The 26,368-nt window shown below is 69.5% G+C and carries 21 protein-coding genes and 1 pseudogene; 11 read left to right on the plus strand and 11 right to left on the minus strand.

Going from position 1 to position 26,368, the window contains the following annotated elements; all coding sequences use genetic code 11:
* Positions 1-18 precede the first annotated feature (18 nt).
* The 8 genes from ACWDUD_RS20710 to ACWDUD_RS20745 all read left to right on the plus strand — a co-directional run bounded on the left by ACWDUD_RS20710 (position 19) and on the right by ACWDUD_RS20745 (position 9,209).
* On the plus strand, positions 19-1,314 hold the full coding sequence (locus tag ACWDUD_RS20710) for an SWIM zinc finger family protein (RefSeq protein WP_450110484.1): 1,296 nt from the start codon (positions 19-21) through the stop codon (positions 1,312-1,314).
* On the plus strand, positions 1,311-2,780 hold the full coding sequence (locus ACWDUD_RS20715) for a DUF5691 domain-containing protein (RefSeq protein ID WP_450110485.1): 1,470 nt from the start codon (positions 1,311-1,313) through the stop codon (positions 2,778-2,780). The genes ACWDUD_RS20710 and ACWDUD_RS20715 overlap by 4 nt, the downstream gene beginning before the upstream one ends.
* A complete protein-coding gene (locus tag ACWDUD_RS20720; RefSeq protein ID WP_197256717.1) occupies positions 2,777-3,880 on the plus strand; it encodes an ATP-binding protein in 1,104 nt (367 codons plus the stop codon). The genes ACWDUD_RS20715 and ACWDUD_RS20720 overlap by 4 nt, the downstream gene beginning before the upstream one ends.
* Positions 3,838-6,093, plus strand: coding sequence for a DUF5682 family protein (locus tag ACWDUD_RS20725; RefSeq protein ID WP_450110486.1), 2,256 nt, complete (start codon positions 3,838-3,840; stop codon positions 6,091-6,093). Before ACWDUD_RS20720 ends, ACWDUD_RS20725 begins: the two co-directional genes overlap by 43 nt.
* Positions 6,090-7,247, plus strand: a complete 1,158-nt coding sequence (locus ACWDUD_RS20730) for a VWA domain-containing protein (RefSeq protein WP_450110487.1) — start codon at positions 6,090-6,092, stop codon at positions 7,245-7,247. The genes ACWDUD_RS20725 and ACWDUD_RS20730 overlap by 4 nt, the downstream gene beginning before the upstream one ends.
* A gap of 80 nt (positions 7,248-7,327) precedes the next feature.
* Positions 7,328-7,984, plus strand: coding sequence for a TetR/AcrR family transcriptional regulator (locus tag ACWDUD_RS20735; RefSeq protein ID WP_450110488.1), 657 nt, complete (start codon positions 7,328-7,330; stop codon positions 7,982-7,984).
* Positions 7,985-8,010: 26 nt separating this feature from the next.
* The gene (locus ACWDUD_RS20740) at positions 8,011-8,721 is read left to right on the plus strand and encodes a hemerythrin domain-containing protein (protein ID WP_450110489.1); all 711 of its coding nucleotides are present in this window, start codon (positions 8,011-8,013) and stop codon (positions 8,719-8,721) included.
* A complete protein-coding gene (locus tag ACWDUD_RS20745) occupies positions 8,721-9,209 on the plus strand; it encodes an SRPBCC family protein (protein ID WP_450110514.1) in 489 nt (162 codons plus the stop codon). The genes ACWDUD_RS20740 and ACWDUD_RS20745 overlap by 1 nt, the downstream gene beginning before the upstream one ends.
* Positions 9,210-9,221: 12 nt before the next feature.
* On the opposite strand, the gene ACWDUD_RS20750 is transcribed toward ACWDUD_RS20745, so the two are convergent.
* Positions 9,222-10,175, minus strand: a complete 954-nt coding sequence (locus ACWDUD_RS20750; RefSeq protein ID WP_197256735.1) for an alpha/beta fold hydrolase — start codon at positions 10,173-10,175, stop codon at positions 9,222-9,224.
* Positions 10,176-10,441: 266 nt separating this feature from the next.
* On the opposite strand from ACWDUD_RS20750, the gene ACWDUD_RS20755 reads away from it, so the two are divergent.
* Positions 10,442-11,617, plus strand: a complete 1,176-nt coding sequence (locus ACWDUD_RS20755) for a serine hydrolase domain-containing protein (protein ID WP_450110490.1) — start codon at positions 10,442-10,444, stop codon at positions 11,615-11,617.
* A gap of 104 nt (positions 11,618-11,721) precedes the next feature.
* Here ACWDUD_RS20755 and ACWDUD_RS20760 read toward each other — a convergent pair whose 3' ends face one another.
* From ACWDUD_RS20760 to ACWDUD_RS20795, 8 genes and pseudogenes are all read right to left on the minus strand, one after another.
* Positions 11,722-12,300 (minus strand): class I SAM-dependent methyltransferase, encoded by a 579-nt coding sequence (locus ACWDUD_RS20760; RefSeq protein ID WP_197251036.1) that lies wholly within the window; start codon positions 12,298-12,300, stop codon positions 11,722-11,724.
* A gap of 81 nt (positions 12,301-12,381) precedes the next feature.
* On the minus strand, positions 12,382-13,428 hold the full coding sequence (locus ACWDUD_RS20765; protein WP_450110491.1) for a zinc-binding metallopeptidase family protein: 1,047 nt from the start codon (positions 13,426-13,428) through the stop codon (positions 12,382-12,384).
* The gene (locus ACWDUD_RS20770) at positions 13,421-14,356 is read right to left on the minus strand and encodes a transglutaminase family protein (protein ID WP_450110492.1); all 936 of its coding nucleotides are present in this window, start codon (positions 14,354-14,356) and stop codon (positions 13,421-13,423) included. The genes ACWDUD_RS20765 and ACWDUD_RS20770 overlap by 8 nt, the downstream gene beginning before the upstream one ends.
* Positions 14,353-16,899, minus strand: a complete 2,547-nt coding sequence (locus ACWDUD_RS20775) for a circularly permuted type 2 ATP-grasp protein (RefSeq protein WP_450110493.1) — start codon at positions 16,897-16,899, stop codon at positions 14,353-14,355. Before ACWDUD_RS20775 ends, ACWDUD_RS20770 begins: the two co-directional genes overlap by 4 nt.
* Positions 16,900-16,957: 58 nt before the next feature.
* Positions 16,958-19,994: pseudogene (locus tag ACWDUD_RS20780) on the minus strand (transglutaminase family protein).
* Between the two features lie 185 nt (positions 19,995-20,179).
* Positions 20,180-21,805: an MFS transporter gene (locus ACWDUD_RS20785; RefSeq protein ID WP_450110494.1), complete on the minus strand. Its 1,626-nt coding sequence runs from the start codon at positions 21,803-21,805 to the stop codon at positions 20,180-20,182.
* Between the two features lie 134 nt (positions 21,806-21,939).
* Complete coding sequence (locus tag ACWDUD_RS20790) at positions 21,940-22,569, minus strand: hypothetical protein (protein WP_197251039.1); 630 nt, start codon at positions 22,567-22,569, stop codon at positions 21,940-21,942.
* A gap of 99 nt (positions 22,570-22,668) precedes the next feature.
* Positions 22,669-23,289 (minus strand): TetR/AcrR family transcriptional regulator, encoded by a 621-nt coding sequence (locus ACWDUD_RS20795; RefSeq protein WP_450110495.1) that lies wholly within the window; start codon positions 23,287-23,289, stop codon positions 22,669-22,671.
* Between the two features lie 47 nt (positions 23,290-23,336).
* Between ACWDUD_RS20795 and ACWDUD_RS20800 the strand changes: the two genes are divergently transcribed.
* Positions 23,337-23,855 carry an FBP domain-containing protein gene (locus tag ACWDUD_RS20800; protein ID WP_197251031.1) on the plus strand — a complete coding sequence of 173 codons (519 nt, stop codon included), beginning with the start codon at positions 23,337-23,339 and terminating at the stop codon, positions 23,853-23,855.
* Positions 23,856-23,889: 34 nt separating this feature from the next.
* On the opposite strand, the gene ACWDUD_RS20805 is transcribed toward ACWDUD_RS20800, so the two are convergent.
* Positions 23,890-24,525, minus strand: a complete 636-nt coding sequence (locus ACWDUD_RS20805) for a pentapeptide repeat-containing protein (protein WP_450110496.1) — start codon at positions 24,523-24,525, stop codon at positions 23,890-23,892.
* A 661-nt stretch (positions 24,526-25,186) separates the two neighbouring features.
* On the opposite strand from ACWDUD_RS20805, the gene ACWDUD_RS20810 reads away from it, so the two are divergent.
* Positions 25,187-25,465, plus strand: coding sequence for a hypothetical protein (locus ACWDUD_RS20810; RefSeq protein ID WP_197251029.1), 279 nt, complete (start codon positions 25,187-25,189; stop codon positions 25,463-25,465).
* Between the two features lie 54 nt (positions 25,466-25,519).
* Here ACWDUD_RS20810 and ACWDUD_RS20815 read toward each other — a convergent pair whose 3' ends face one another.
* Positions 25,520-26,317 carry an SMP-30/gluconolactonase/LRE family protein gene (locus tag ACWDUD_RS20815; RefSeq protein WP_197251028.1) on the minus strand — a complete coding sequence of 266 codons (798 nt, stop codon included), beginning with the start codon at positions 26,315-26,317 and terminating at the stop codon, positions 25,520-25,522.
* Positions 26,318-26,368: the final 51 nt, after the last annotated feature.

A 26,368-nucleotide genomic window follows, 5' to 3' on the forward strand; every position in this document is an offset into this window, starting at 1 on the left:
CCCGTACGTTGCTCCGACGTGACGACACCCTGGTCCCCCGCTCAGATCGCCGCGGCCGCCCCCGACCGTTCGTCGGAGACGGCGGCGCGCGGGCTGGCGTCGAAATGGACGGAGACCGGACGCAGCGACCGCGCCCTGTGGGGTGTGTGCCGCGGCAGCGGCGCGAGCAACTACCTGGCTTCGGTGGACCTGACCGGGCCCGCCTACCGGTGTTCGTGCCCGAGCCGGAAGTTTCCGTGCAAGCACGCCCTGAGCCTGCTCATGCAGTGGTCCGCGGGGTCCGTCCCCGAAGGGTCCGCACCCGACGCCGTCACCGCCTGGCTGAAGAGCAGGACCGAAAAAGCCGAAAAGCCAACGACTTCCGAGGATACTCCTCCGAAGGAAACCGACCCGGCCGCGCTGCAGCGCCGCCTCGAACGGGCCGCCGCGGGACTCGAGGATCTCGATCGCTGGCTCACCGACCGCATCCGCCACGGACTCGGGTCCGTCGACCACGGCTACGCCACCTACGACGAGATCGCCGGACGCATGGTCGACGCGCAGGTGCCCGGCGTCGCCGGGGCACTGCGGACGCTGCCGTCCGTCGTCGCGACCCACGAGGACTGGCCCGCACGGGTGCTCGGTGAATACGCGCGCCTGCACCTGCTGATCCGGGCCTTCCGGAGCCTCGCGGAACTGCCCGAACCGCTGGTCCGATCGGTCTACACGCACCTCGGATTCCCCACCAGAACGGACGAGGTGCGCCGCGAACCCGCGGTCCGCGACCGCTGGCAGGCGGTCGCGAGCCGCACAACCGAGGACAACCGCATCTACACCCGCAAGCTGTGGCTGCGCGGACGGGACACCGGACGATGGGCGGTGGTGCTCGATTTCTCGCACGGCACAACACGATTCGACGCCGAGGCGCCGGTGCCCGGCACCCTCGTCGACGCCGACCTGCACTTCTATCCCGGGGCCGCACCGTTGCGCGCGCTGATCGGCACCCGGCACGCGGCACCGGAACCCTTCACGACCCTGCGGGCGACGGATTTCGACGCCGCGCTGAGCGACTACGCCGGCGCGCTCGGCGCCGATCCGTGGATCCGCTCGTGGCCGGTGCTGCTCAGCGCCGTGACACCCACCCGCATCGACGACCGGTGGTGGCTCGTCGACCGGGCCGACCGCGCCCTGCCACTGGCCGGTGATCTCGACAGCCGCTGGCGTCTGCTCGCGGTGTCCGGCGGCCTCCCGGTGACGGTGTGCGGCGAGTGGGACGGGCATGCCGTGACACCGGCCTCGGTGTTCGAGCCGGGCCAGGAGGCGGTCGCCCTGTGAGCACGCACGGACTCGAGACCCTGACCTCGGCGGCGTTGCTGGGCACCGCCCGGACCGAACCCGATTTCGCCGCGCTGCACACCCACGACGCGGCAGCCGCCATCGTGGCCCCGCCCGAGCACCGCCTGCTCGGTGCCGCGGCACTGGAACGCGCGTTCGTCGCCGCCGGATCCGTTCCCGTGACGCGCCCGCTGCCCGAGCCCGCCGCCGACGACGACCGGCCGCTGCTGCCCCCGGCGGCAGGCGAACGACTCCGTGCACTGCTCACCGTGCGATCCGACCTGATCGGCGAATGGCTCGATGCCGCACAGGGTTTCCGCGCCCCGCACGGCATCGTCGTGGACCTGCTCGAGCGCGCCTCGGCGCTCGACGAGGAGCTGCGGGACAAGCTGCTCGTCCTGCTCGGGCCGCGCGGCCGATGGCTGGCGCAGCAGAATCCGCGCTGGTCCGATCTGGTCGCGCCCGACACCGACGATCCGTCCGTGTGGCAGCACGGCGCCGCGGCCGCCCGGCGCCGCTGGTTCCGGGCCCTGCGCGCCCAGGACCCCGCCGCGGCGACCGAGTTGCTCGCCGCGTCGTGGAGCACCGAGACGGCCGCGAACCGCCAGAACCTGCTCACCGAACTCGCGGCCGGGTTGGGTGCGTACGACGAGGACCTGCTCGACACCGCGCTGGACGACCGCAGCCGCAAGGTCCGCGACGTGGCACTCGATCTGTTGCGCCGGCTCCCCGAGTCCGCGTTCGGCCGCCGCCTGACCGAGCGTGTCCGAGCCTGGGCGCGCGTGCACGGCGGCGCCGTCGAGTTCACGATCCCGGACGTGCTCGACGCGGAAGCGATGCGCGACGGTCTCGACGATCCGCTCCCCCGTGCCGCCGAGGCGGCACGCGCCGACCGCGCGTACCCGGTCGAGGAGGCCCGCGACCGGGCCCGGGTGTGGGCGCTGGCGGCGTCCGCGCCGCTGTCCGCATGGCTAGCGTCCGGCATGCGGATCGGCGACGTGCTGGACCTCGAAGTGAGCGAGCACCTGCGGGACGTCCTGCGGCACGGCCGGGAGACCGCCGTCGATCATCAGCGCGACAGCGCCTGGGCCGCCGCGCTGCTGCCGCGCGAGGACCGGGCCGGCCTCCGGGTTGCCGAACACGCACCTCGGGACGTGCTCGTCGAGCACCTGCGACGCATGTCCGCCCGGCAACTGCTGCTCGTCGACGACATCGCCGCGCTGCCCGCACCGTGGCCCGCCGACATCGCCCGGAAGGTTCTGACCGTCCTCTACACCGCCGCGGCGCCGACTTCGCACAGCTTCCGGGCGCTGACCGACCTGCTCGCGCGCCGCGCCCCGTTCGAACTGGTCGACCTGTTCGACGACGCCGCCACCCGCACCGACGACCTCGTCCGGCTCAATCGCTTCGCGACGGCCGCCGACATCCTGAAACTTCGCCGAACCCTTCACGAGGAGTTGAGTTGACCGACACCGTCATCGACGAGCCGAACCTGCTGCGCCCGCACGCGGAGCAGCAGTACGCGCACGAACTCGCCGCGCTCGCCCGCGTCGACGATCGTCCGCGGCCGCCGTCCTGGCAGCTGTCGCCGTGGGCGGTCGTGACGTACCTGCTCGGCGGGGAACTGTCCGACGGCACCGTCGTCAGCCCCAAGTACGTCGGGCCGCGTCGGCTCATGGAGGTGGCGGTCGCGACCCTGGCCACCGATCGCGCATTGCTGCTGCTCGGTGTACCCGGCACCGCCAAGACCTGGGTGTCCGAGCATCTGGCGGCGGCGATCTCCGGAACCTCCACGCGTCTGGTGCAGGGCACCGCCGGCACCGCCGAGGAAGCGGTCCGCTACGGCTGGAACTACGCGCGGCTGCTCGCCGAGGGTCCCACCCCGGCCGCGCTGGTGCCGTCCCCGGTGATGACCGCGATGCGCGACGGCGCCGTCGCCCGCATCGAGGAACTGACCCGCATTCCCGCCGACGTGCAGGACGCGCTGATCACGATCCTGTCCGAGAAGACGCTGCCCGTCCCCGAGCTCGGCATCGAGGTGCAGGCGGCCAAGGGATTCAACGTCATCGCCACCGCCAACGACCGCGACCGCGGTGTCAACGACCTCTCGTCGGCGCTGCGCCGACGGTTCAACACCGTGGTGCTGCCGCTGCCCGCCAGCGAGGACGACGAGGTGGAGATCGTCGCGCGGCGCGTCGCCCAGCTCGGGTCCGCACTGGAACTGCCGCAGGTTCCGGCGGCGGCCGACGAGATCCGGCGCGTGGTAACGGTTTTCCGGGAGCTGCGGCGCGGCGTGACCAGCGACGGCCGCACCAAGCTCAAGTCGCCGTCGGGCACCTTGTCCACCGCGGAGGCCATCTCGGTGGTCACCAACGGGCTCGCCCTGTCGGCCCACTTCGGGGACGGCGTGCTGCGCTCGGCCGATGTCGCCGCCGGCATCCTCGGTGCCGTGATCAAGGATCCGGTCGCCGACACCGTCGTGTGGGACGAGTACCTCGAAGCCGTCGTCCGCGGCCGTCCCGAATGGGCCGACTTCTACCGTGCGTGCCGCGAGGTCGCCGGGTGAGTGTGACCGCGCAGGTCCGGGTGCTGGGCATCCGGCACCACGGGCCGGGCTCGGCGCGCGCCCTGCTGCGCGCGCTCGCCGAGTTCGAACCGGACACCGTGCTCATCGAGGGCCCCGCCGACGCCGATCCGCTGGTGACGCTGGCGGCGTCCGAGCAGATGCGCCCGCCCGTCGCGCTGCTCGGCTACGCGAGCGGTAATCCGGCGACGGCCGCGTTCTGGCCGCTGGCCACGTTCTCCCCGGAGTGGCAGGCACTGCAGTGGGCGATCCTGCACGACGCGGACGTCCGCTTCTGCGATCTGCCGGCGGCGCTGAGCCTCGCGGCGGACCGGCCGGCCGGTGAGCAGGGTCCGGATCCGCTGGACGCGCTCGCCGCGGCCGGCGGCTACGACGATTTCGAGCAGTGGTGGGACGCCGTCGTCGAATCCCGTACCCGGCACCGAGACGACACGAACATCGAAAACGGCTGTCACGCAGACGGTTTCGATGCCATCACCGAAGCGATGGCTGCGCTGCGCGAGACGATGGAGATCGACGAGCACACGCTGCGACGCGAAGCGCACATGCGCCAGGTGCTGCGCGCGACCGTCAAGGCCGGGGCCCAGAAGGTCGCGGTGGTGTGCGGGGCGATGCACGCTCCGGCGCTGTCCGGCAAACTCGGGCCCGCCGCACCCGACGCGCGACTGCTCAAGGGCCTGCCGAAGATCAAGTCGTCGCTCACGTGGGTGCCGTGGACGCACTCGCGGCTGGCGGCGGCCTCCGGATACGGCGCGGGCATCACCTCGCCCGGCTGGTACCACCATCTGTTCACCCACCACGACCACACGATCGAACGGTGGTTCACTCGGGTCGCGCGGGAACTGCGCCGCGAAGACCTACCGGTCTCGAGCGCACACGTCATCGAGGCCACCCGACTGGCCGAGGCGCTCGCCGCGCTGCGCGAGCGCCCCCTGCCCGGCCTCACCGAGGTCACCGAGGCGACCCGGTCGGTGCTGTGCGACGGCGACGACGTGCTGCTCGACCTGGTGACGCGGCGACTCGTCGTCGGCGAGGCGCTCGGCGAGATCCCCGACGACACCCCGACGGTTCCTCTGGACGCGGACCTGCAGGCCCGGTCGAAGACGCTGCGGCTCAAGAGATCCGCGGCCGACAAGAACCTCGACCTGGATCTGCGCAAGGACAACGACCTGCAGCGGTCGCGGTTGCTGCACCGCCTCGCGCTGCTCGGCATCGACTGGGCGAAGCCGACGACGAGCGCGGTCCGTTCCACCGGCACCTTCCGCGAGTCGTGGACGCTGCGGTGGGAGCCGGAACTCTCCGTCGCCGTCGTCGAGGCCTCGCGGTGGGGAACGACCGTCGAATCGGCGGCGCACGCGGTGGTCCTCGACCGGGTGAGTCGCCCCGACGTTTCCCTCGGTGCGGTCACCGAGACGCTGGAGAAGGCGCTGCTCGCCGACCTGCGCACAGCGATCCCCGATGTGCTGTCCGCGGTCGATGCCGCGGCCGCACTCGATCACGACGTGCTGCACCTGATGTCGGCGCTGCCGGCGCTGATCCGCACACTGCGGTACGGCGATGTCCGGGGCACCGACCTGACCTCGCTCGCGCACGTCACCGACGCCTTGCTCGCGCGGATCTGCGCCGGCCTGCCCGCGGCGGCGACCGGCCTGGATGCCGATGCCGCGGACGCACTGCGCAAGGCCGTCGACGAGGTGCACACCGCGATCGCCGTCCGCGACGACGCGGACACGACCGGGCGGTGGCTCGCCGCCCTCCGGGTGATCGCGGACCGCGACCACGTCGACGGCATCCTCACCGGACGGACCGTGCGACTGCTGCGCGACATCGGCCGGATCGACGAGCACGAAACCGCGCTGCGGGTGTCGCGGGCACTGTCGGTGGGCAGCGATCCGGGTGCGAAGGCGCGCTGGATCGACGGATTCGTGGGCGGCGGCGCGGTCCTGCTCATGCACGACCGCGACCTGCTGCGGTTGATCGACGACTGGGTCTCGGCACTTCCCGCACAGGATTTCGTGGACGTGCTGCCCGTGCTGCGCCGCACCTTCGGCTCGTTCGCTCCCGCCGAGCGCCGCACGCTCGGCGCGGTGGTGCGTGGCGGCGAGCGGACCCCCGGCAGCGTCGCCTCCGTCGATGCCGAGCGCGGGGCCCGCGCCGTCCGCACCACCGCACTGATCCTGGGAGTTCCTGCGTGACAACATCATCGGACGAGACGGAACGGCTGCGTCGCTGGCGGCTGCTGCTCGGCGAAGCCTCCGAGGACTCCACCGGCGGGCTGAGCTCCAGCGACGACGAGGCGATGGACGGTGCCCTCGCCGCTCTCTACGATCGCAGCGATCCGGATCCGAGCGGCCGGCGCAGCGCCGGTCTGGGCGGTTCGGCGCCGCGGGTCGCGCGCTGGCTCGGCGACATCCGCACCTACTTCCCCACCTCGGTGGTGCAGGTCATGCAGCGCGACGCGATGGAGCGGCTGGGGCTGACGCAACTGCTGCTCGAACCGGAACTGCTCGACGCCGTCGAACCGGACGTGCATCTCGTCGGCACATTGCTCAGCTTGAACAAGGTGATGCCGGAAACCACCCGCGCGACCGCGCGGATGGTCGTGGAGAAGGTGGTGCGCGAGATCGAGGAACGCATCGCCCAGCACACCCGGTCCGCGGTGACCGGTGCGCTGAACCGGGCGGCGCGGACGTCGAATCCGAAGTTGCGCGACATCGACTGGGATCGCACGATCCGCGCGAATCTCGCGCACTATCTGCCGGAGTACCGCACGGTGGTGCCGCAGCGGCTGATCGGGTACGGCCGGCGCTCGCAGGCCGTGGAGCGCGACGTGGTGCTGGCGATCGACCAATCGGGGTCGATGGCGTCGAGCGTGGTGTACGCGTCGGTGTTCGGGGCGGTGCTCGCGTCGATGCGGGCGCTGCGCACGTCGCTGGTCGTGTTCGACACCGCGGTGGTGGATCTGACCGACAAGTTGTCCGATCCGGTGGAGGTGCTGTTCGGCACGCAACTCGGCGGCGGCACCGACATCAACCGCGCGATCGCGTACAGCCAATCGCTGATCACCCGGCCCACCGAGTCGCTGTTCGTGTTGATCTCCGACCTGTACGAGGGCGGGATCCGCGCGGAGATGCTCAGCCGGATGGCGTCGATGCGCGACGCCGGGGTGCAGGTGGTGGTGCTGCTGGCCCTGTCCGACGACGGCGCTCCGGCCTTCGATCGGGAGAACGCGGCCGCGCTCGGTGCGCTGGGAATCCCAGCGTTCGCGTGCACACCCGACCGGTTCCCGGAACTGCTGGCGCTGGCGCTCGAACGCGGCGACGTCGGGCGGTGGGCGCAGTCGCTGTAAGACACAGCGACCCCACCACGTCACGCCATGATTCGATACAAACACTTGTATTGAAAATAATGACGTTACACAATGGAGTGGTGAGCACGAACGCGGACGCACGCGGGACTACATCGACCACCCCGAAGGCGCGGCGGTACGACGCGACACTCCGGCGCCGTCAGGCCGAGGAGAGCCGACGCCGAATCCTCGACGCCGCCGCGACCCTGTTCACCGAACGTGGCTGGTCCGTCGGGATGCGCGAGATCGCACGCGCGGCCGGGGTCTCGTTCGAGACCGTGTACAGCCACTTCGGTTCCAAGCCTCGATTGTTCAACCAGGTGATCGATATCGCGGTCGTCGGCGACGACGAGCCGGTGGCGCTGATGGACCGGCCCGAGTTCGCCGCAATTTCCCGCGGAAGTCACCTGGAACGGGCCACCGCGGGAGCCAAGTTGGTCGCCGGCGTGAACGGGCGCACCGTCGGCCTGCAACGCGCCCTGCGCGAGGGAGCCGCCGCGGAACCGCAACTCGCGTCCCGGCTCGACGAGATCCGGCAGGCCCAGCGGCACACCGTTCACATCGCGGGAGCAGCCATCGCGGGCCGCGAACTGACCCCACTAGAAGGCGACGGCCTCTGGGCGGTGATCACGTTGGAGGTCTACGACCTTCTCATCCGCAGCGCAGGGTGGAGCCCCGCCCGGTACGAAGAGTGGCTCACCGACACGATCGTCAAATTGCTCTCCCTGGGGAAGTGACTGGAGAAGTGAAAGGAGGGCGGGCCATGAACACCAACAGGATCGAGCCCGCCGACACACGAAGCATGGGGATCGTGCACAGCGCACTGCGACGTGACCTGCGACGAACGCGCATGGTGCTGGAGACTCCCCCGTATCCCGACGAGCCGCGCCGCCGCACTCTCGCCGCGCACATCCTCTGGATGTGCCGGTTCCTGCACATGCACCATGCCGGCGAGGACGCCGGACTGTGGCCGACGATCCGGGCGAAGAACCCGGCGGCCGGTGCGCTGCTCGATCGGATGGCGTCCGACCACGAACGGATCGGCGGAGCGACCGCCGTCGTGGAGGACGCCGCGCGGGCGTACGGCGGCGACCCGTCCGCACGGGCACGGTTGCTCGCCGCCGTGACCGGACTCGACGACGTTCTGCTCCCCCACCTGCAGCGCGAGGAACTCGAGATGATGCCGGTCGTTGCCGCCACGATCACCACCGCGGAGTACCGCGCAATCGAGAAGAAGTACTTCGTCGAGCCGAAGGGCTTCGCCGAACTCGGCATGGAAGCGCACTGGATCATCGACGGGGCGACACCCGAGGATCGCGACACGATCGTGCACGTCGTTCCCGCCGTGCCGCGCTTCCTCCTCCTGCACGGTTTCGCCCGAAAGTACCGTCGGCAGGCCGCCGTGCTGTGGGGCACGGGTCCTGCGTCCACCGTGCCGTCGCTGCGCGTGGCACCGATCGAGGAGCATTCGTGATGGGCACGCTGGCACGACACGGACGCACCGAAGCGATCACCGCCGCGCCGCCAGAAGCCGTGTGGCACATCATCACCGACGTGACCCGGATCGGTGAATGGAGTCACGAATGCCGGGGTGCCCACTGGATCGGCGACGGTAGACACGCAGCGCCGGGCATTCGATTCCGCGGCACGAACCGGTCCGGCATCTTCGTCTGGAGCCGCTCGTGCATGTTCACCACGGTCGATCCCCCACGGTCGCTGGCATGGAAGACGGTGGGCCTGTGGGGCAAGGTCGACAGCACGGTGTGGCGAATCGACCTGGAACCGAACGGAACCGGAACACGGATCGCGCAGACCTACGACGTCGTGCACGTCGCTCCCGGTCTGGACCGCGTGTACTGGCTCCTCGTCAAGGCACACCGCGACCGTCGCGACGCGCTGTCCGACGACCTGCAACGGCTGGCGCGCCTCGCCGAGGTCCCCCGCTTCCACCAGGCAGCGTAGGTGCTGCGGAGGTTATCCGTCCGCGCGATCGCGGACGCGGTTCACGGCGTCGACCACGGCGTCGGGTCGTTGGGTCTGGATGTAGTGCGTGGTCCCGGGGACGACGACGAGTTCGGCATCGGGCTGGCTCGCGACGAAGTCCGTCTGGGCCTGCGGCTCGGCACCGTGCAACGCCTCGAGATCGGCGGCCGACATGCCGGGAGGCAGCGGGTCGGGAAGCGGCGTGTCCTCGCCGCGGACCAGCACCTCCATCGGCACCGGCGGTAGCGGCGGCGCAGTCTCGATCTCGTCCATGAGCTGGTCCAGAGAATATGTTTCGGCCGTATATCCGTCCGGATAGCTTCCCGGCGTCAACTGCGGGTGGGCCATCAGGTTCCATTGATCGGCGGTCACGCTGTCGCGCAGTTCCGGCATCGGTGCGTCCACCAGGACGATCCCGGCCACCTCCGAGGGATACGTAGCGGCATAGAGCGCCTGCAGCGGACCACCCAGCGAGTGCCCGACCAGCACATATGGCCCGGTTTCACCGGCTGCAGTCAGCAGGTCGTGCAGTTCGGCGACCACCTCCGCCGGATCGCGCGGCATCGGGACCTCGTCGCTGCGGCCCGGCGACGGCTCCTCCGCGTCGACGACTTCGCCATCGCGAACGGTCGTGGTGACGAGGGAACCGGGCCGGTCGTAGGAGCACACGCGAGTCGACGTCGCGAGCGCCGGTTGCACAGCCGGAGAATCGGATTCGCTCAGGCTCCAGATGTCGCCTGCGTTGCCGAACCCGGATTGCAGGACCACCGTGGGACTTCCGGTGCCGCGACAGTCCAGATACAAATGGTGGCCGTCCCCGATGTCCACCCGACCCGCGACGTCGCCGCTCGCCACGGCGTCCTCGGCCTGCGTGTCCGTGCCACACGAGCACACGAGCACCCCGCCCATCAGCGCGGCGACCAGAGCGCGTCGCAAAACAGCCATCACAAACCCTTCCGAAGATGCTGCCGGGGCGGCCCGCAGCAGGCTGTTCGTTTGTCGAGACTAGTCCGTCGGACCGTGGCACGAAGCCGCATCCGCCGGTCGGCCGGCCGTTCGATGCCGTCCGGATTCCGGGATGGAAACCGCGGGACACATGCGACACTGGTCATCGACGGCGCCCCTGACCTGAGGCATTCCCCGGGTCGAGGGTTCCGCGGGAACACAATCCGTCTCACCCTTACAGGTGCCCGGGCCAGAGGTATCCGCTGATGCGAGCTCGATCGTCCTCGATGCGCAACCATCGTGCCGCGGCGGCCACAGTGCTCGGGACGATGATGTTCGCGACGCTGACCGGCTGCGGAAACTCCGCCCCGACTGCCGAAGCCCCGCCGGCGCAGGACGATCTCGAAGCTGCGGTGCGGCCGGTGATCACCGAGCAGATGGAGGAGATGGGCATTCCGGGACTGGTCGCCATCGTCCGGAGTCCCGAGCGGGGCGACTACGAGATCGCGGCCGGCGTCGCGAACATCGACACCGGCGAACCGGTGGAGATGACCGACCACTTCCGGATCGGAAGCATCACCAAGACGTTCACCGCGACGGTCGTCCTGCAACTCGCTCAGGAGGGCAAGTTCGGACTGGACGATCCACTCGAGCAGTACTTCCCACAGGTCGACACCAACGGGGCCACCATCCGTCAGGCACTGAACATGACGTCCGGGATTCCGACCTACACCACCGACGCGTTCCTGAACGCACTGGCCGACGATCCACAACGAGTGTGGACCCCGGACGAGCTGCTCGCGACGATCGAGGGCACGCCCGCCGAATTCGCGCCGGGCGAGGGCTGGGACTACTCGAACACCAACTATGTGCTGCTCGGAATGCTGGCCGAGCGCTTCGGTGGCGCGCCCTTGAAAACGTTGATCCAGGATCGCATCTTCACCCCGCTGCAGATGAACGGCTGCTCACTCCCCGCCGCGACGGATGCGACCGTTCCCGCCCCGTTCAGCCACGGCTATCAGTACGGCACCGAGTGGGACGACCCGAGCCCGCCCGCCCCGAGGCCGGAACTGGTCGACGTCACGAACTTCAACCCCTCCTGGGGATTCGGCGCCGGCGAGGCCATCTGCACCGCCGCGGACCTGGCCATCTGGGCGAAGGCCCTCGTCGACGGCGACCTCCTCGAACCGGAGATGCAGGCTCAGCGACTCGATTTCGTCACCACCGGGCCCCTGCCGTACGGCCTCGGCATCGGCGACCTGAACGGACTCGTCGGTCACAACGGGCACATCAGCGGCTTCCAGACCCAGGCTGCGGTCCGACAGGCCGACGGCACCGTCATCGTCGTTCTCACCAACATCACCCAGGCGCCCGACCTGCAGCTGCCGGCCTCGATGATTTCGGCGTTGATTTCCGGCGCCATCCCGGCTTCGCCGAACTGACCAGTTCGAAGATGCACCCGCACATTCGGTTAATTCTACAGTTCCGTACGGTTCAGATTCCCGCAGCCCGGATTTCGCGGTCGAATGCCCGAAAGCCCCGCGAGCTACGGCACGTGCCGGCGCCGGACCAAGCGATACCACTTCGAATGGAATCCGACCCGCACCGAAACCTCCTCCACCACCGACCATCCGGAGAAGATCTGCTCGATTTCGGCCAGGTCGACGCCGCGCGGGAGCGGTCCGCGGAAACGCGGCTCGAACGCGAACATCAGAAATGTCGCGTCGGGCGAGGACACTCGGTCGAGTTGCCGGCGGTACGCGGCTCGCTCGCTGTCCGAAAGTCCGTGGAAGCAACCGAAATCCACGATCAGGCCGTAGTCCGACCCGACCCGGTCCGCCATCGCGGTGACGTCGCCTTCGACGAATCTCACGTCGACCCCGGCCTGCTCGGCGGCAACCATCGCCAATTCGACCGCTGCCGGCACATTGTCGATTCCGGTGACGTCCCAGCCGCGCCGCGCGAGCCGGATCGACAACTCACCGCTGCCGCAGCCGACGTCGAGCGCCCGGCCCGGGCCGGGTACCGACTCGAGCAGCGCGTCGAAATGGGCGCCCCGCGAAACGTCCGCGCGTTCCCACGGTGTGAAGCCGACACGGTAGGCGAGGCGATAGAACAGGCTCATGCGACCACTCCTCGACGGGCTTCCGTTTCGACCGTAGGCCGCTCCCCCCGCCCGGCACAACGGCGCCGGAGCAGACGCGCCTCAGGACACCGAGATGCGCGCGGTGATCTGCTCGTGCACGAATCGCATCTTGTTCAGGACCGGAGGCGGCAGCACGAACGGATACAGGTCCGGCCTCCCCATCGACCGATTGACCATGTTCAACGACCACGTAAGAGGTAACCACTGTTCGACGAGCCGGTCGAAGCCGGCCGGCCCGGGTTGCGGCCGATCGAGGCCGGCACCGGCCGGCACGAACCCGAATGCCGCCGCCGTGTCGAGCGTGTCGCGCATGTGCAGGTAATGGGCGAACGTTTCGGCCCAGTCCTCGGCCGGGTGCATCGTGGCGTAGCTCGACACGTGGGTGTCCTCCCACCCGGCGGGAGCGCCCTCGGAGTAGTGCCGGTCGAGGGCCTGCTGGTAGTCCTGGTCGGGATCACCGAACAGTTCCGTGAACCGCTGCCGGGCGTCGTCGTCGACGATCAGCACCATCTGGTAGTAGTGCCCGATCTCGTGACGGAAGTGGCCGAGCACCGTGCGGTACGGCTCGTCCATCGCGACCCGCAGTTGTTCGCGGTGCACGTCGTCGCCCTCGGCGAGATCGAGGGAGATCACCCCGGAATCGTGCCCCGTGACCACCGGCTCGTCACGGCTCGACAACAGATCGAAGGTCAGCCCAGCCTCGGGGTCCTCGGCCCGGCCGACCACCGGCAATCCCAGCTCGGTCAACTCCACCAGCAGCCGCCGCTTGGCCGCCTCGGCCTCGGCGAACGCCTCGAGCGCGACGACGTCGTCGTCCGCGGGCCGCGTCCGGGTCAGCTCGCACGACGGACACAACGTCACGCCGTTGCCGGAGTGGTCGACACGGACGATCCAATTGCACCGCGCGAGATGCATATTGGCGCACAGCCGGTATGCGGCTGCGGGCACCGACCCTGTGCTCGGATCCAGGGAGACCGCGGGTTCGTCGACGATGGTGACCATGGAGACCGTGCCGAGGTCGAAACCGAGGCGCGCGCCACATCCCAGGCAGACCGAGTTCTCGAAGGCGAGTTGCTGACCGCAAGTGGGACAGGAGAAGTCACGCATCGAAACCATCCTTCGTGATCGGTGCGACGTCCACGGACACGTCGATGGTACTGTCCTTCGCTTCGGTATAGATGACGCCACGCAGGGGCGGCACGTCGGCGTAGTCACGGCCCCACCCCACCGTCGTGTAACGCTCGTCGACCAGTTGATCGTTGGTCGGGTCGAAGGCCAGCCATCGATCACCCGGGAGCCACACCGCCGCCCACGCGTGAGTGGCGTCGACCCCGATCATGCGTTCCTTGCCGGGCGGCGGATCGGTTGCCAGATATCCCGAAACATACCGTGCGGCAAGACCGTTCGCGCGCAGGCAGGCAATCGCCAGGCGCGCGAAATCCTGGCACACGCCGGCCCGGGCGGCAAGGACCTCGGAAACCCGGGTCGACACCGAGGTCGATCCCGAGCAGTACGTGAAGTCGGTGAAGATCCGGTGGGTGAGCTCGACGATCGCCTCCCCCAACGGGCGTCCCGGAACGAATGTCGCTGCGGCGTATTCGATCACCGAATCGTCGATCTCGGCGGGCTCGAGGTCGAGCACGAAGTCGGTCGCCAGCGCACCGCCCGCGGTCGCCGGTCGCGCCGACTCCCAGGGCTGCAGCGCGGGCCCGGCCGTCCACAACGCGGGGTCGGGCCGGCTCACCTCGACCACCGAACGTGCGGTCACCACCAGCGTGTCGTGCGGTTCGACGACGTGGAAGTACACGTCCCGGTTGCCCCAGATGTCGACGCCGGTGGAGGTGTCGCCGGGCGCCGGTTCGACGGTGACGGCGGTGTGGACGACCCGCTGCTCGCCGGTGTCCCGCGGCATCAGGTAGCCGCGGCCGTAGGAGGAGGTGACCGCCCCCGAGTACCGGTAAGTGGTGCGGTGCACGATCCGGTAGCGACGCACGGCGTCGGTCCCAGCGGTGTCGGTCCCGGCGGTGTCGGTCACGGCATCCTCCTGTTCTCGGCGCCGCCCCACAGCGGCCGGGTGCCGCCGGGAAGCGACAGCGGTCCCTGCAGCAGCAGCTCGGACAGTTCTTCGAGTCCGCGATGCACCGCGGTGAGCAGTTCGGCCAGCTCGGTGCGGGTGCCGTCCGTGGCGGCCTCGAGATCCACCGGATCGACGCGGCGCAGCCGGGTGATCAGCTCCTCGGCGAGCCGCTCGGGCCGCGAGGCACCCGACGCGTCCGGCAGCGCCCGGAGGTTCTCCTTGATCCGGTCCAGCAGGTGCGCGAGCGACCGCGGATTGCCGATGTCGAACAGCAGTAGCTGGGCCACCGCCGCCACCCGCACCCGATGATTGCGGCGCCGGAACGTCACCGAGCTCTCGGCCGCGACGAGCACCGACTCGACGAGGGCCCGCTCGGTGCCGGGCGCGCGCACGTCGACCAGCGTCGTCGACAGCAGCGAGGTGAGCGCCAGTCCCCGCTCGATCCGCTTCCCGATGTCCATCACGTGCCAGCCGATGTCACGGACCATCGATTCGGCGCCCAGACCGGACAACGCGAGCATGCCCCGCAGCGCCGCGGACTGGGTGACCTCGAGCAGCGACCCGCCCTCGTCGGGGGTGGTGGCCAGTTCGTCGAGGGCGCGCCGCACGTCCGCCAGCACCGACCACGTGTCGTTCGAGAGTTGGTCGCGCACGGCCCGGGCGGCCCGCTCGAGTCCGGCGAACGACTGCGCCAGCGATCCGAGCCGGTCCGCATCGACCGTCAGCGAACGGAACTCCGCGGTCGCGACCCGGTAGCTGTCGATGCGCGGGGCGTCCGGATCGTCGGTGACCGCGAACTCGGACGACGGCGCCGCGGCCGTCAGGGTCTGCAGCAGCACCGGCAGGCATTCGCTGCCCGCGAGCCACGGCCGGAACCGGTAGTCCTGGTAGCGTTCCCGCACCGCGATGAGCAGCCGCGCGGTGTCCTCGGCGCGCTCCGAGTAGCGGCCGATCCAGAACAGGTCACCGAGGACACGGGGTGAGGTGACCACGTCGACCGCGGGCACCGCGAATTCGGGCAGCGTCTCGGCCGTGCCGGACGGATCCGCCGTCGACGCGGCGGGCACCGACCGGACCCACACGTCCTTGGCGACGATGTCGCGCCCGGCGCCCGGCGCGAGGACCTGGCCGAGCCCGCCGGGCATCGGCGTGAATCCGACCCGCTGCGCGACCGTGAACAGGCGGAGCCCGACGGGTGCGGCCTCGAACGCGTCGCGCCCGGCTGCCAGCACCGGCGCGTACGAATGCTCGGTCGGTTCGGTTCCGACCCAGCGTGCCGGATCGGCGAACACCCTGTCCCGCAACAGTTCCCGTTGCGCCGCGTCGAGCGCGCCGGGCACCACTGTCTCGGTGGTCACCGCGGACCGCAGCACCAGGTCGTCGAACCGTGCGGTGAGCAGCGACCGCCCGTCGTCGGTGCCGCCCCAGTGGGCGGGTGCCGACTCGAGCAGCAACTCCTCGTCGAGCAGGGCCCGGCACAACCGCGGCAGATACGCCGCGAGCGCCGGGTTCTCGAGAACCCCGCTGCCGAGGGTGTTGACGACGGAGACCGCACCGCGGCGCACCACCTCCACCAGTCCCACCACTCCGAGATGCGAATCGGGCCGCAGGTCCAGCGGATCCGCGAAGGCCGCGTCGACGCGGCGCAGCACCACGTCCACCCGGGTCAGCGATCCGAGCGAGCGCATCCACAACCGGCCGTCGCGCACCACGAGATCGGCGGATTCGACGAGCGGCAGGCCCAGGGTCCCGGCGATGTAGGCCTGGTCGAACGCGGTTTCGGAGGTCGCGCCGGGGGTGAGCACCACGACCGTGGGATCCTCCACGCCGACCGGCGCGACATCCCGCAACGCCAGCCGCACGGCCTGCGCGAACGGGGACAGCGGCCGCGGGCTCGTCGTCTGGTACAGGTCCGGCAGTGCCCGCGACATCACCCGCCGATCCACCATCGCGTACCCCGCACCCGACGGCGCCTGCGTCAGATCCCGCGACACCCGGAACCGGCCGTCGGTGCCGCGCGCAACATCCACGGCGTGCAGGAACAGCTGGTGCGGGCCGGGCAGGGTCAGCCCGTGCGCGGCCCGCACGTACCCCGCGTGCCCGAACACCAGCCGCGGCGGCAGCAGCCCGTCCCGAACGGTCCGCAGTTCGCCGTACACGTCGGCGAGCAACGCGTCGAGCAGCCGCGACCGCTGCACCAGGCCCCGTTCCAGCTCGGCCCAGTCGTCGGCGGCCAGCACCAGCGGCACGCCGTCGACGTTCCAGCGCACCGACGTCGGCGTCCCGGACGGGTCGATCGGGTTGTAGCTGATGCCGTGGTGGTCGACCAGCGTGCGCAGCCGCTGCCGGTACATCGCGAGCGGTTCCGGCCCGCGGGGACGCCACCCGTCCGCGAAGTCGGCCCAGTGGGCCCGCAACCGGCCGTCCGGACCGAGCAGTTCGTCGAATTCGGGCCCGCGGTGCACGTATCCGGTCAGCGCCACATCGGCGACGTCGGTCATCGGTTGCCGTCCTCCCGGAGCTCGTTGCCTGCGCCACCGGGCCTCTGCTTCGGTGCCGTCAACGCCAGGCGGTGTCCGTCCGTCGCAGGTCGAGGAGTCCGGGGGCCGTCACGTCCACCGCCAGCCGCGCCTGCGTCTCCTGCAACCTTGCCAGGTCGATACGTCCGGGTGTGAATCCGTGGTCCTCGAACCGGCTGTTGCGGCGCGACTGCGCCTCGACCGCGTTGACCGGCGGGGTGTCGTAGGCACGGCCACCGGGATGCACGACGTGGTAGGTGCAGCCGCCGCGCGAGCGACCCGACTCGAGGTCGACGACGTCGACCACCAGGGGGCTGTGCACTTCGATCGTCGGATGCAGGGCGCTCGGCGGCTGCCATGCGCGATACCGCACCCCGGCGACCTGCACGTCGTCCTTGCCGGTCTCGAGCAGTGGCATCGGCACCCCGTTGCAGGTGACGACGTACCGGCCGCGGTCGGCGCCGGTCACGGACACCTGCAGCCGTTCGACGGACGAATCGACGTAGCGGGCGGTGCCACCGGCGGTGGCTTCCTCCCCGAGCACGTGCCACGGTTCGACGGCGGCGCGCAGTTCCAGCGTGACCGGGCCGGCCTGCACGCTGCCCAGACGGGGGAAGCGGAATTCGAGGAACGGGTCGAGCCAGGCGGTGTCGAAGTCGACGCCGTGCTCGCGCAGATCCGCGACGACGTCGGCGATGTCGGCCGCGACAAAGTGCAGCAGCAGATAACGCCCGTGCAGGTTCGCGCCGTGCCGCACCAGCGGTGCCCGTAGCGGCTCGTCCCAGAACCGGGCGACGAGGCCGCGCACCAGCAGCGACTGCACCATCGCCATCTGCGCGTGCGGCGGCATCTCGAAGCCGCGCAGTTCGAGGACGCCGAGGCGGCCGCGCGCCGAGTCCGGGCTCTACAGCTTGTCGATGCAGAATTCGGCGCGGTGCGTGTTGCCGGTCAGGTCGGTGAGCAGGTGCCGCAGCGCACGGTCGACGACCCACGGTGACGGCGGCCGGTCGTCGTCCGCGTCGCCGGTGAGCCGCTCGATCTCGGTGAAGGCGATCTCGAGTTCGTACAGCGCGTCCGGCCTGCCCTCGTCGACGCGCGGCGCCTGCGAGGTGGGGCCGATGAACCGGCCCGAGAACAGGTACGACAGCGCGGGATGCCGCTGCCAGTGGGTGAGCAGGGAGACGAGCAGGTCGGGGCGGCGCAGCAGCGGGGAATCGCTCGGTTTCGCGCCTCCGAGCGTGATGTGGTTGCCGCCGCCGGTGCCGGTGTGGGTGCCGTCGACGTCGAAGGACTCGGTGGTCAGCCGCGCGGCGCGGGCCTGCTCGACGGTGGCGATCAGGTCGTAGAAGTGTTCGAGCGCACCCAGGGGCGGCAGGAACACGTGCAGTGCGTCGTCGCGCACCTCGGTGACCAGCGCGGTGGGGATACCGACGGTCGGCGACGCGACGGCAGTCGGTGCGGGTGGCGGCGCCGGCTGGAACAGCAGCGGTGGCCGGTCGTGAAGTGGATCGGCTTCGAACAGTGGGTCCGGTTCCTCCCAGCTCACCGAGCGGATGGGCAGGCGCAGCCCGGCCGGAGAATCGCCCTCGACGAGGACGATGCGGCCGCGGCGCATCGTCCACCGTCCGCTCTGCCACCCGGTGTCGTCGTCTCGGCGCTGCAGCGGGATCACCCACGCGGCCGGGTCGGTGACGGATCGTTCGAGCCTGTCGAGCAGAGCGCGGCCTGCGTCGGGGGAATCGTCGTCGGGTGGCAAGTCCTCGGCGGGGTCCAGGGGCGGGCCGGCCGGCAGCCGCACCCAGCGGTGCAGCCGCGCGAGCGCGTCCTCGTACGCGGGCTGCACCACATCCGGCTGCAATCCGAGCCGGGTGGCGAGCTCGACGGCGAGATGCTCGGCGTCGGCGGGCTGCGCGGACGGCGGGTTCTCCGGATCCCACGGGTCGACGAGCAGCGCGGGGTCGTTCCACAGCGCGCCGCCGTCCTCGCGCCAGAACAGCGCGATCTGCCAGCGCGGCAACGCCTCTCCCGGATACCACTTGCCCTGGCTGCGCATCACCAGGCCGGTCGGCGCGTAGATGCGGCGCAGCCGCTCGGCGAGGTCCGAGGCACGTTCACGTTTGTCGGTTCCGTCGGCTTCGGTGGTCCACTCCGGGTCGCCGTAGCGGTCGATCGACACGAATGTCGGCTCCCCGCCGACCGTCAGCCGCACGTCCGCGGCGGCGGTGCGGGCGTCCAGTGCGGCGCCCGAAGCACAGATGCGTTCCCACTGTTCGTCGGTGTAGGGCAACGTGACCCGCGGATCCTCCCGGATGCGCGTGACGGTGTTCGAGAACGTCAGGGTCGCGGTGCATTTCCCGGTGGCACCGGTGATCGCCGCCGCCGACACCGGGTGCGGGGCAGCGGAGAGCGGAATGTGCCCCTCCCCCGCGAACAGCCCGGAGGTGGGGTCGAGCCCGATCCAGCCGGCGCCCGGCACGTACACCTCCGCCCAGGCGTGCAGGTCGGTGAAGTCGGCGGCGGGGCCGCTGGGACCGTCGAGGGCCGGCTGGTCGGCGGTGAGCTGGACCAGGTATCCGGACACGAACCGGGCGGCGAGACCGAGTTGCCGCAGCACCGACACCATCAGCCACGCCGAGTCGCGGCACGAGCCGACCGCGGTCGCGAGGGTGTGGTCGGGGCTCTGCACTCCCGGCTCCATCCGGACGCTGTATTCGATGTCGCGTTCGAGTGCCCGATTGAGCGACACGAGCACATCGACGGTGCGGATCTCGTCGGGAATATGAAAGTCCTTCAACCACTTCGGACGAGCTCACCGGGTCCCGAGCCGGGTTCGCCCTCGTCCACCGGGCGCAGGTACGGCTCGAGGTCGGCCGCGAGTTCCGGTGGGTACTCCCACCCGAAGTATTCGGCGTAGTCCTCGATGAAGAAGTCGAAGGGGTGATCACTTCCATGTCGGCCACGAGTCCGACGGTGATCGACAGCTTCCCGGCGCGCTCCGGGAAGACCACGCCGGCAAGGAAATTGCCGAAAGCGTCCTGGAATTCCGTCCGATGTTCCAGTGCGACCCTGATGCCCATGAAATCCTCCCGCCGAACGACGACGGCCCGATTCCACCACAGCTGTTCTCGGTGCACGCGACGAGCACGGCGACGCCGTCCGCACGAAATACGAACGGAACATTCCCCACACGAAACCTCGCTTCGGCCGGTGATCACCCCGGGCGACGATCGGATCCTCTCGAAGGAACAGTGTGCCCGGTTTTCTACCCTGCGTCCCCGATCGCCCTGTCCCCGGTCTCCGCGTCCCTGCTCTCCCTGTCCCCGGTCTCCGCGTCCTCGGCCGCATACCGCTCCAGCAGTGCGGTCTCCGCATCACGCTTGGGGAACACGAAGAACACCAGTGCCGCTCCGATCAGCACGATCCCGATCGCGGCGGCATACGCGCGGGTGTCGCCGTCGAGGAACGCCGACCGGGCCGCCGCGAGGATCTGCTGCGCGTACTGCGGATACGTCTCGGCGATGTTCACGGCGCCCGCGAACGACTTCTCCAGGGCGACCTGCGTCTGCTCGCTGACCGACGACGCCTGCGGGCTCGCGGCGATGGTGGACGTGAACGACGCCGTGTACCCGGCGGTGAGCAGCGCACCGAGAATCGACTGCACGATCGCCCCGCCGAGGTCGCGTTGCAGGTCCGCGGTACCCGAGGCCATACCGGCCCGCGCCACCGGCACCGAACCGGTCAGCGAATGCGACGCCGGTGTCCCCGCGAGACCCACCCCGGCACCGAGACACATGTACCCGAGCGCCACTATCCAGTAGTGCGCATCCTCGTCCCACAACACCAGCGCGACGACCAGTCCCACCACGATCGCCACGTATCCGGACAGCAGGGTGAACCGCGAACCCCGCGATTCGACGAGTTTCGCCGAGTGCGGTGCGACCAGCACCATCACCAGCGCCGCGGGCAGCGCCGCCGAACCGGCCGCCAGCGTCGAATACCCCAGCACGTTCTGCAGATACTGCTGACTGATGTACATCGTGCCCATCAACGTGCCGAAGACGATGATGCCCGCGACCGCGGCGACCCAGAAGATGCGCCGCCGCGCGACCTGCAGATCGAACAGCGGATTGCGCGCCCGAAGTTGTCGGAACACGAAGGCGATTGCGGAGGCGAATGCGATCACCAGCGCGGACACGGCGACGGTCTGCAGCCCGTCGACGGGTACGAAGTTGATGCCGAGCACCAGGGAACCGACCAGAACGACCGAGACGATGCCGCCGAGATGGTCGACGGGATCGGTGGACTCGTTGACGTGACTCGGCACGAGTACCCACGTCAGCGCCAGCGCCAGCAACGCCAGCGGGATCGTCACCAGGAACACCGACCCCCAGAAGAACCCCTCGAGCAGGGCCCCGGCGACGAGTGGGCCGAGGGCGGTGAGACCGCCACCGATCGACGACCACAGCGCGATCGCGCGGGTCCGCGCCGGACCCGACCACAACGCGGTGATCAAGGCCAGCGTCGTCGGGAAGGCGAGACCGGCGGACACACCGCCGAGCAGTCGCGCCGCGAACAGTACCTCCACGTTCGGGGCGAACCCGGCCACGAGCGACGCCGGCACCGACAACGACATGCCGAGTATCAGCATGGTCTTGCGGCCGTAGCGGTCGCCGACCGCACCCAGGTAGAGCACCGACGCCGCCAACCCCACCGAATAGCCGACCGCGATCAGGTTCAGGTCGGTCTGGCTGGCGTCGAACGCCTTCCCGATGTCGGGGAGCGCGACGTTGGCGACGGCGAGATTGAGGTTCGCAACTGCCGCTACGAGGATCAGCGATGTGAGCACCAGCGGTGCTCGGGCGGGACGGCCCTCGTCGGGTGTGGTCACGGAACCATGGTGCGCGATTGCCGCTGTCCTCCGCTCGGATTCGGGAGGACGGCTCGGATGATGTGGTTGTGGTGCCGGCGGCTGCGACGGCCGCCGGCACTCGGCGGGGCCGTCCTTCGCGGCCGCCTAATCGTTCACGCCATCTCCGGGACGTGCAGGTGCGCAATGGCGAGTTCGAACTCGCAGGTGTCGAGGACCTCGGCACCCGCTTCCCGTGCCGTTTCGACCCGGATGGCATCGAGACGTTCCCTGTTGCCTTCCATCGCCTCTCTACTGTCGAACGTCAGCGACGACACTCCGCGGCCGGCTGCGCGGTCGAACATCAGGCTGGCGCTGCAGAAACCGGGAAGTTCTTCCATCTTGGGCAGTGCGGCCATCTTCCACAGGTCCACGCCGCGGTCCATGTCGGACGGCTCGGTCTTGACCCACGTGACCCGGCAATACGCCCCTCGCTCAGCGTGGTGGTCACGATGCATGACCGCGATCTCCCACCGCGACACCTCCGTGGTGCCGTGGAAGATCTCGGCGGCGGCATCCCGCAGATCGCGCACCGGTCCCTCGCTCGCGCGCAACGATTCCTCGTCCCGCCACGAACTGGTCGCGATGCAGCGGCCGGAGTCGCGATCGATCAACAGGGACATTCCCATGCATCCCTCGATATCCGTCAGCGCCGGCATCACGGTGTCGCGTACGTGCTTGATTCCGGCGTCGATGTAGGACGGATGCGCATGAATTGTGGTCGAGCGTGCATACACGATCGGCACCCTTCCGGTCAGGGCGGCGCCGACGCGGCGCCGCCGGTCGATTCCCTGTATTCCACAGTGCTCCTCCGCTCCCCCCGCAGGCAATGGCCGCGACCTCCTTCACGGAGCAACAATCTCGTTTCGGATGGCCTCGACGGCGTCCCGGTGTGCGCTTTCGCTTTCGGGGGTGGGGCCCGACACCGTGGCCTGAAGGAGAAGCCCTCGGTGGACAGCCAGGATGCGGTGGGCAAGCGATCGCGAGTCCGCAACACCGGCTGCTTCGAGTGCCTGCACCATCGGGGTGACCCATTCGGACACGACGGGAACGACGAATCTTGCGTGAAGATCGTCGTCTCGCGCCGAGGCGGCATAGATCTCGAAGAACATCGCCATCCGAGTCCGGCCCTCGGGAGTCGTTCCCTGGGTCCATGCGAGTTCGAGACCGTCCGCGATGACGTCTGCGACCCCGGTGGGGGTCGCGGCGGCGCTTGCCGGCGCGAGTGTTCGTATCCGGGACAGCAGTGTGCGTGAAGCCTCGAGTTGACCGGTGAGGACTTCGTCGACGATCCGGGATATCAGTTCCTCCCGACTGCCGAAGTGATGCAGCAGGTTCCGCGTCGATGTGCCCAGTTCGTCGGCGAGCGGCCGGAGCGTCAGACCGAAGAGGCCTCGCTCTTGTGCATATCGGACCGAGGCAGCGAGCAGTTCACGTCGACGTGCGTCGTTCTTGGGGCGTCCCACGACGCCGAGTTTATACTACGATCGTTTCATAAACTGGAGGAGGACACGTGAGGCAGCCGACGAGAAGCGAGATCACGGCCAGCTTCGTCAACAGCTCACGCAGCAGAGTCAAATCGGTGTCGTTCCCGGACGACTTCGATCGGACGCCGTGGGAAGACCTGGACTTCTACGGGTGGATCGACCCGCGGGCACCGCAGCGTGCGTATCTGGTCTGCGAGAGCGAGGACGGATTCGTCGGTGTCGAGTTCCGCGTCGCAGGCTCCGATCCGTCCCGCGCACGGGGGGTGATGTGCAATCTGTGCCGGTCCGCCCGGCGGAACGCGGACACGAACCTGTTCACTGCCGCCAAGGCCGGACCCGCCGGGAAAGCGGGCAACAGTGTCGGCACGTACATCTGCACGGACTTCCACTGTTCGCTCTACGTGCGCAACCTGATGTCGCTACCGGACCCGCAGCCGGAGCGCTCACTGCCCACCGAGACCCGGATCGAGAACCTCCGCCATCGACTGGACGGGTTCGTTGCCCGTGTCCTCGGGACGGACGAGGTCACGAATCCGAAGTCGTGACCTCGTCCTCGTGCGGCGCCCGAGGCCTCACCGACTACTCGCGGCACCAACCCGTCGGTACCGACACCGCTGAGGAAATTCGCGTTCTTTCATTGCCCCGGGCGGCGTTGATCTGCGGCTGGGTGAGATACAGAGCGAGGGACAGATCGGCGTCCTCCAACCGGGCATCGCGCAGGTCGGCACCGAGCAGATCGACCCCGGCGAGATCGCACCCTCTCAGGTCGGCACCGATCAGAACCGCTCCCCGAAGGTCGGCGCCACACAGCCGGTAGGCACGAAGGTCCGTTCCGGCCAGATCCGCACCCGGGGCGATGCGCGGATGCACACGGCCGCCGTCCGCGAAGTACGAAACCCGCACGTGCGCACTGACGGTCATCAGGACGGCTCGCACCGAGGCATGCACATCGCCCATGTCGGCCGAAAGCAGTTCGTCCACGTCACCGCGAGTCAGGGATACGAGGAAATCGGCGAGTTCCCGAATTTCGTCCTCGGCGTCGGGATCATAGGTACGCTCCTGCGCCTCGAGCAGGTACCACAGCATCTCGTGCAGCTGTTTCACGATCTTGAACGCGGAGAACATGCGGTCCCGGAGCTCCGGGCGTTCTCGCCAGCTCGTCCCGGAGAACAGTCGTTGCGAGACGACCTGTCCCGCGCCGAAACAGTCGAACACGGTGCATCCGCGAAAACCCCTGGACGGCAATGCTCGATGAATGCTGCATCCGAACGCGGAATCGAGGTGCCGGCACGGGGAGCCGGCGGTCTTGTCCTCGGCGAAGTCCGCCGATCTCGAGAATCCGAAAGCCGTGCAGCACAACGCGAAGCAGCGACCGCAGTCGGCCCGGAAGTCGGTGCGGTCAAGCGCGGTTTCCGTCGTGTGCGCCTCCGACGTGTCGGGTCGGAGTGCGGACGACGTCAGGGATGTACAGGGCGATGAGGTGATCACAGTGAGCTCCGAGAGACGATTCCGATGCATGCGGGAGCCGGGAACCCGGTGTCGGGTTCCCTCCGGGGGCCCACGGAATCACCACCGCACGAAGGCGCGGCTCACCAGCGCGGAAGGTCTGCGTCAAAGCTGCAATGTGTTGTTCACTGCGCACGAACATACCAGCGGCGGCTGCCGATTCGCGAATTCCCGGCCAGGCCGCACAACGCGGAAGGCCCGAAGCTGTCGGAGTTCGAAACTCACCGGTCACGCGCGGACGGAATCGGAGCGTCGTTTGCCGAAAACATCCGATTCCGAAACACAGTGTTCAAAGCGACGCCACATCCCGGCGATCGAAGACCGGAACACTGAAGACCAATGTGAGACGGCACACGGGGAGGACCCGGACATGACTGAGATCGCCTTCGCCCTCGACTTCATCGACACCCGCACCGATCGGCGACCGCGGCCCGTGGCGCCGACCAGACTCCCGGGAGCACACCTTCCGATGCCGGTGCTCGAGTACGCCCCGCCCTCGCCTCGCACCTCGGGTTTCCGAGCCGTCGTCGAGTCGGCGGTCGGCACCGCCTTCTCCGCGACCGTCGCGGTGGCGATGTTGACCGGACTGGCCGGTGCCGGCGCCGCGTCCGCCGTCGCCGGCGCAGCGACCGCGCTGCGCGCCCGCTGAACCTTCGGGAACCGAACGTTCGAGACGTTCACCGCGGCCGCCACCACGCCGAGATCATCCCGGGATGCGGCCGGTCGGAACCTTCGCCTCGGAGACGGGCACACCGGCGACCCCGACGTCGAGACGCAGCAGGGCGCCCGCCGTCGTGACGTAGATGCTCGTGCCGGCGAAGGCCAGCGACGACACGAAACGACCGTCCAGGTCGACGATTTCGTCCAGCTGACCGGCCGGAGTGAATCGGGCGATGCCCCCACCGCTGCCGAGCGCCACCCACACACCGCCCTCGACATCGACGGCGAGTCCGTCGCATTCACCGCGCGGAGCCTCGGCGAACACCGCCGTCGATTCCCCGTCGAACCTGCGCACCCGCGACGCCGCGTACTCGCTGACGTAGGTGGTCGCCCCGTCGGGTGAGAACCCGATCCCGTTGGGCCACAACAGGTCGTCGGCGACGACGCGCACGGATCCATCCGGTGCGATCTTCACCAGTTCACTCGGCGGTGCGGACTCGCCGAGCGCGGGACGATGGCGCAGCACGCCGGCGAGCAGTGACCCGTCCGCGGTGACCGCGATGTCGTTGATTCCGGTGGCGCCGTCCGGCGCGAGGATCGTGACGGTCTCGCCGTCACGGGCGTACGCGAGGTCGCGTCCGCTGACGAGAAGGCCCCCGTCGGCGTGTGCGGCGAGCCCGCCGATCCCGCGGCGGCGCTCGACGACCGTCCGCGTCCCGGAGGAGTTCCAGCGGTACACGCCACCGGTGGTGGTGTCGGCGAACAGCACGGATCCGTCTGCTTGCACGAGCGGGGCTTCGAGCAGTCCCCCTGCTTCGCACACGATGCTCGAATTTTCCATTCCACACATATAGACGATGCGCCGCGGTCCGCGCCCCGGGCGCCCTCGGAA

It is taken from the genome of Rhodococcus sp. NPDC003382 (assembly GCF_053589135.1).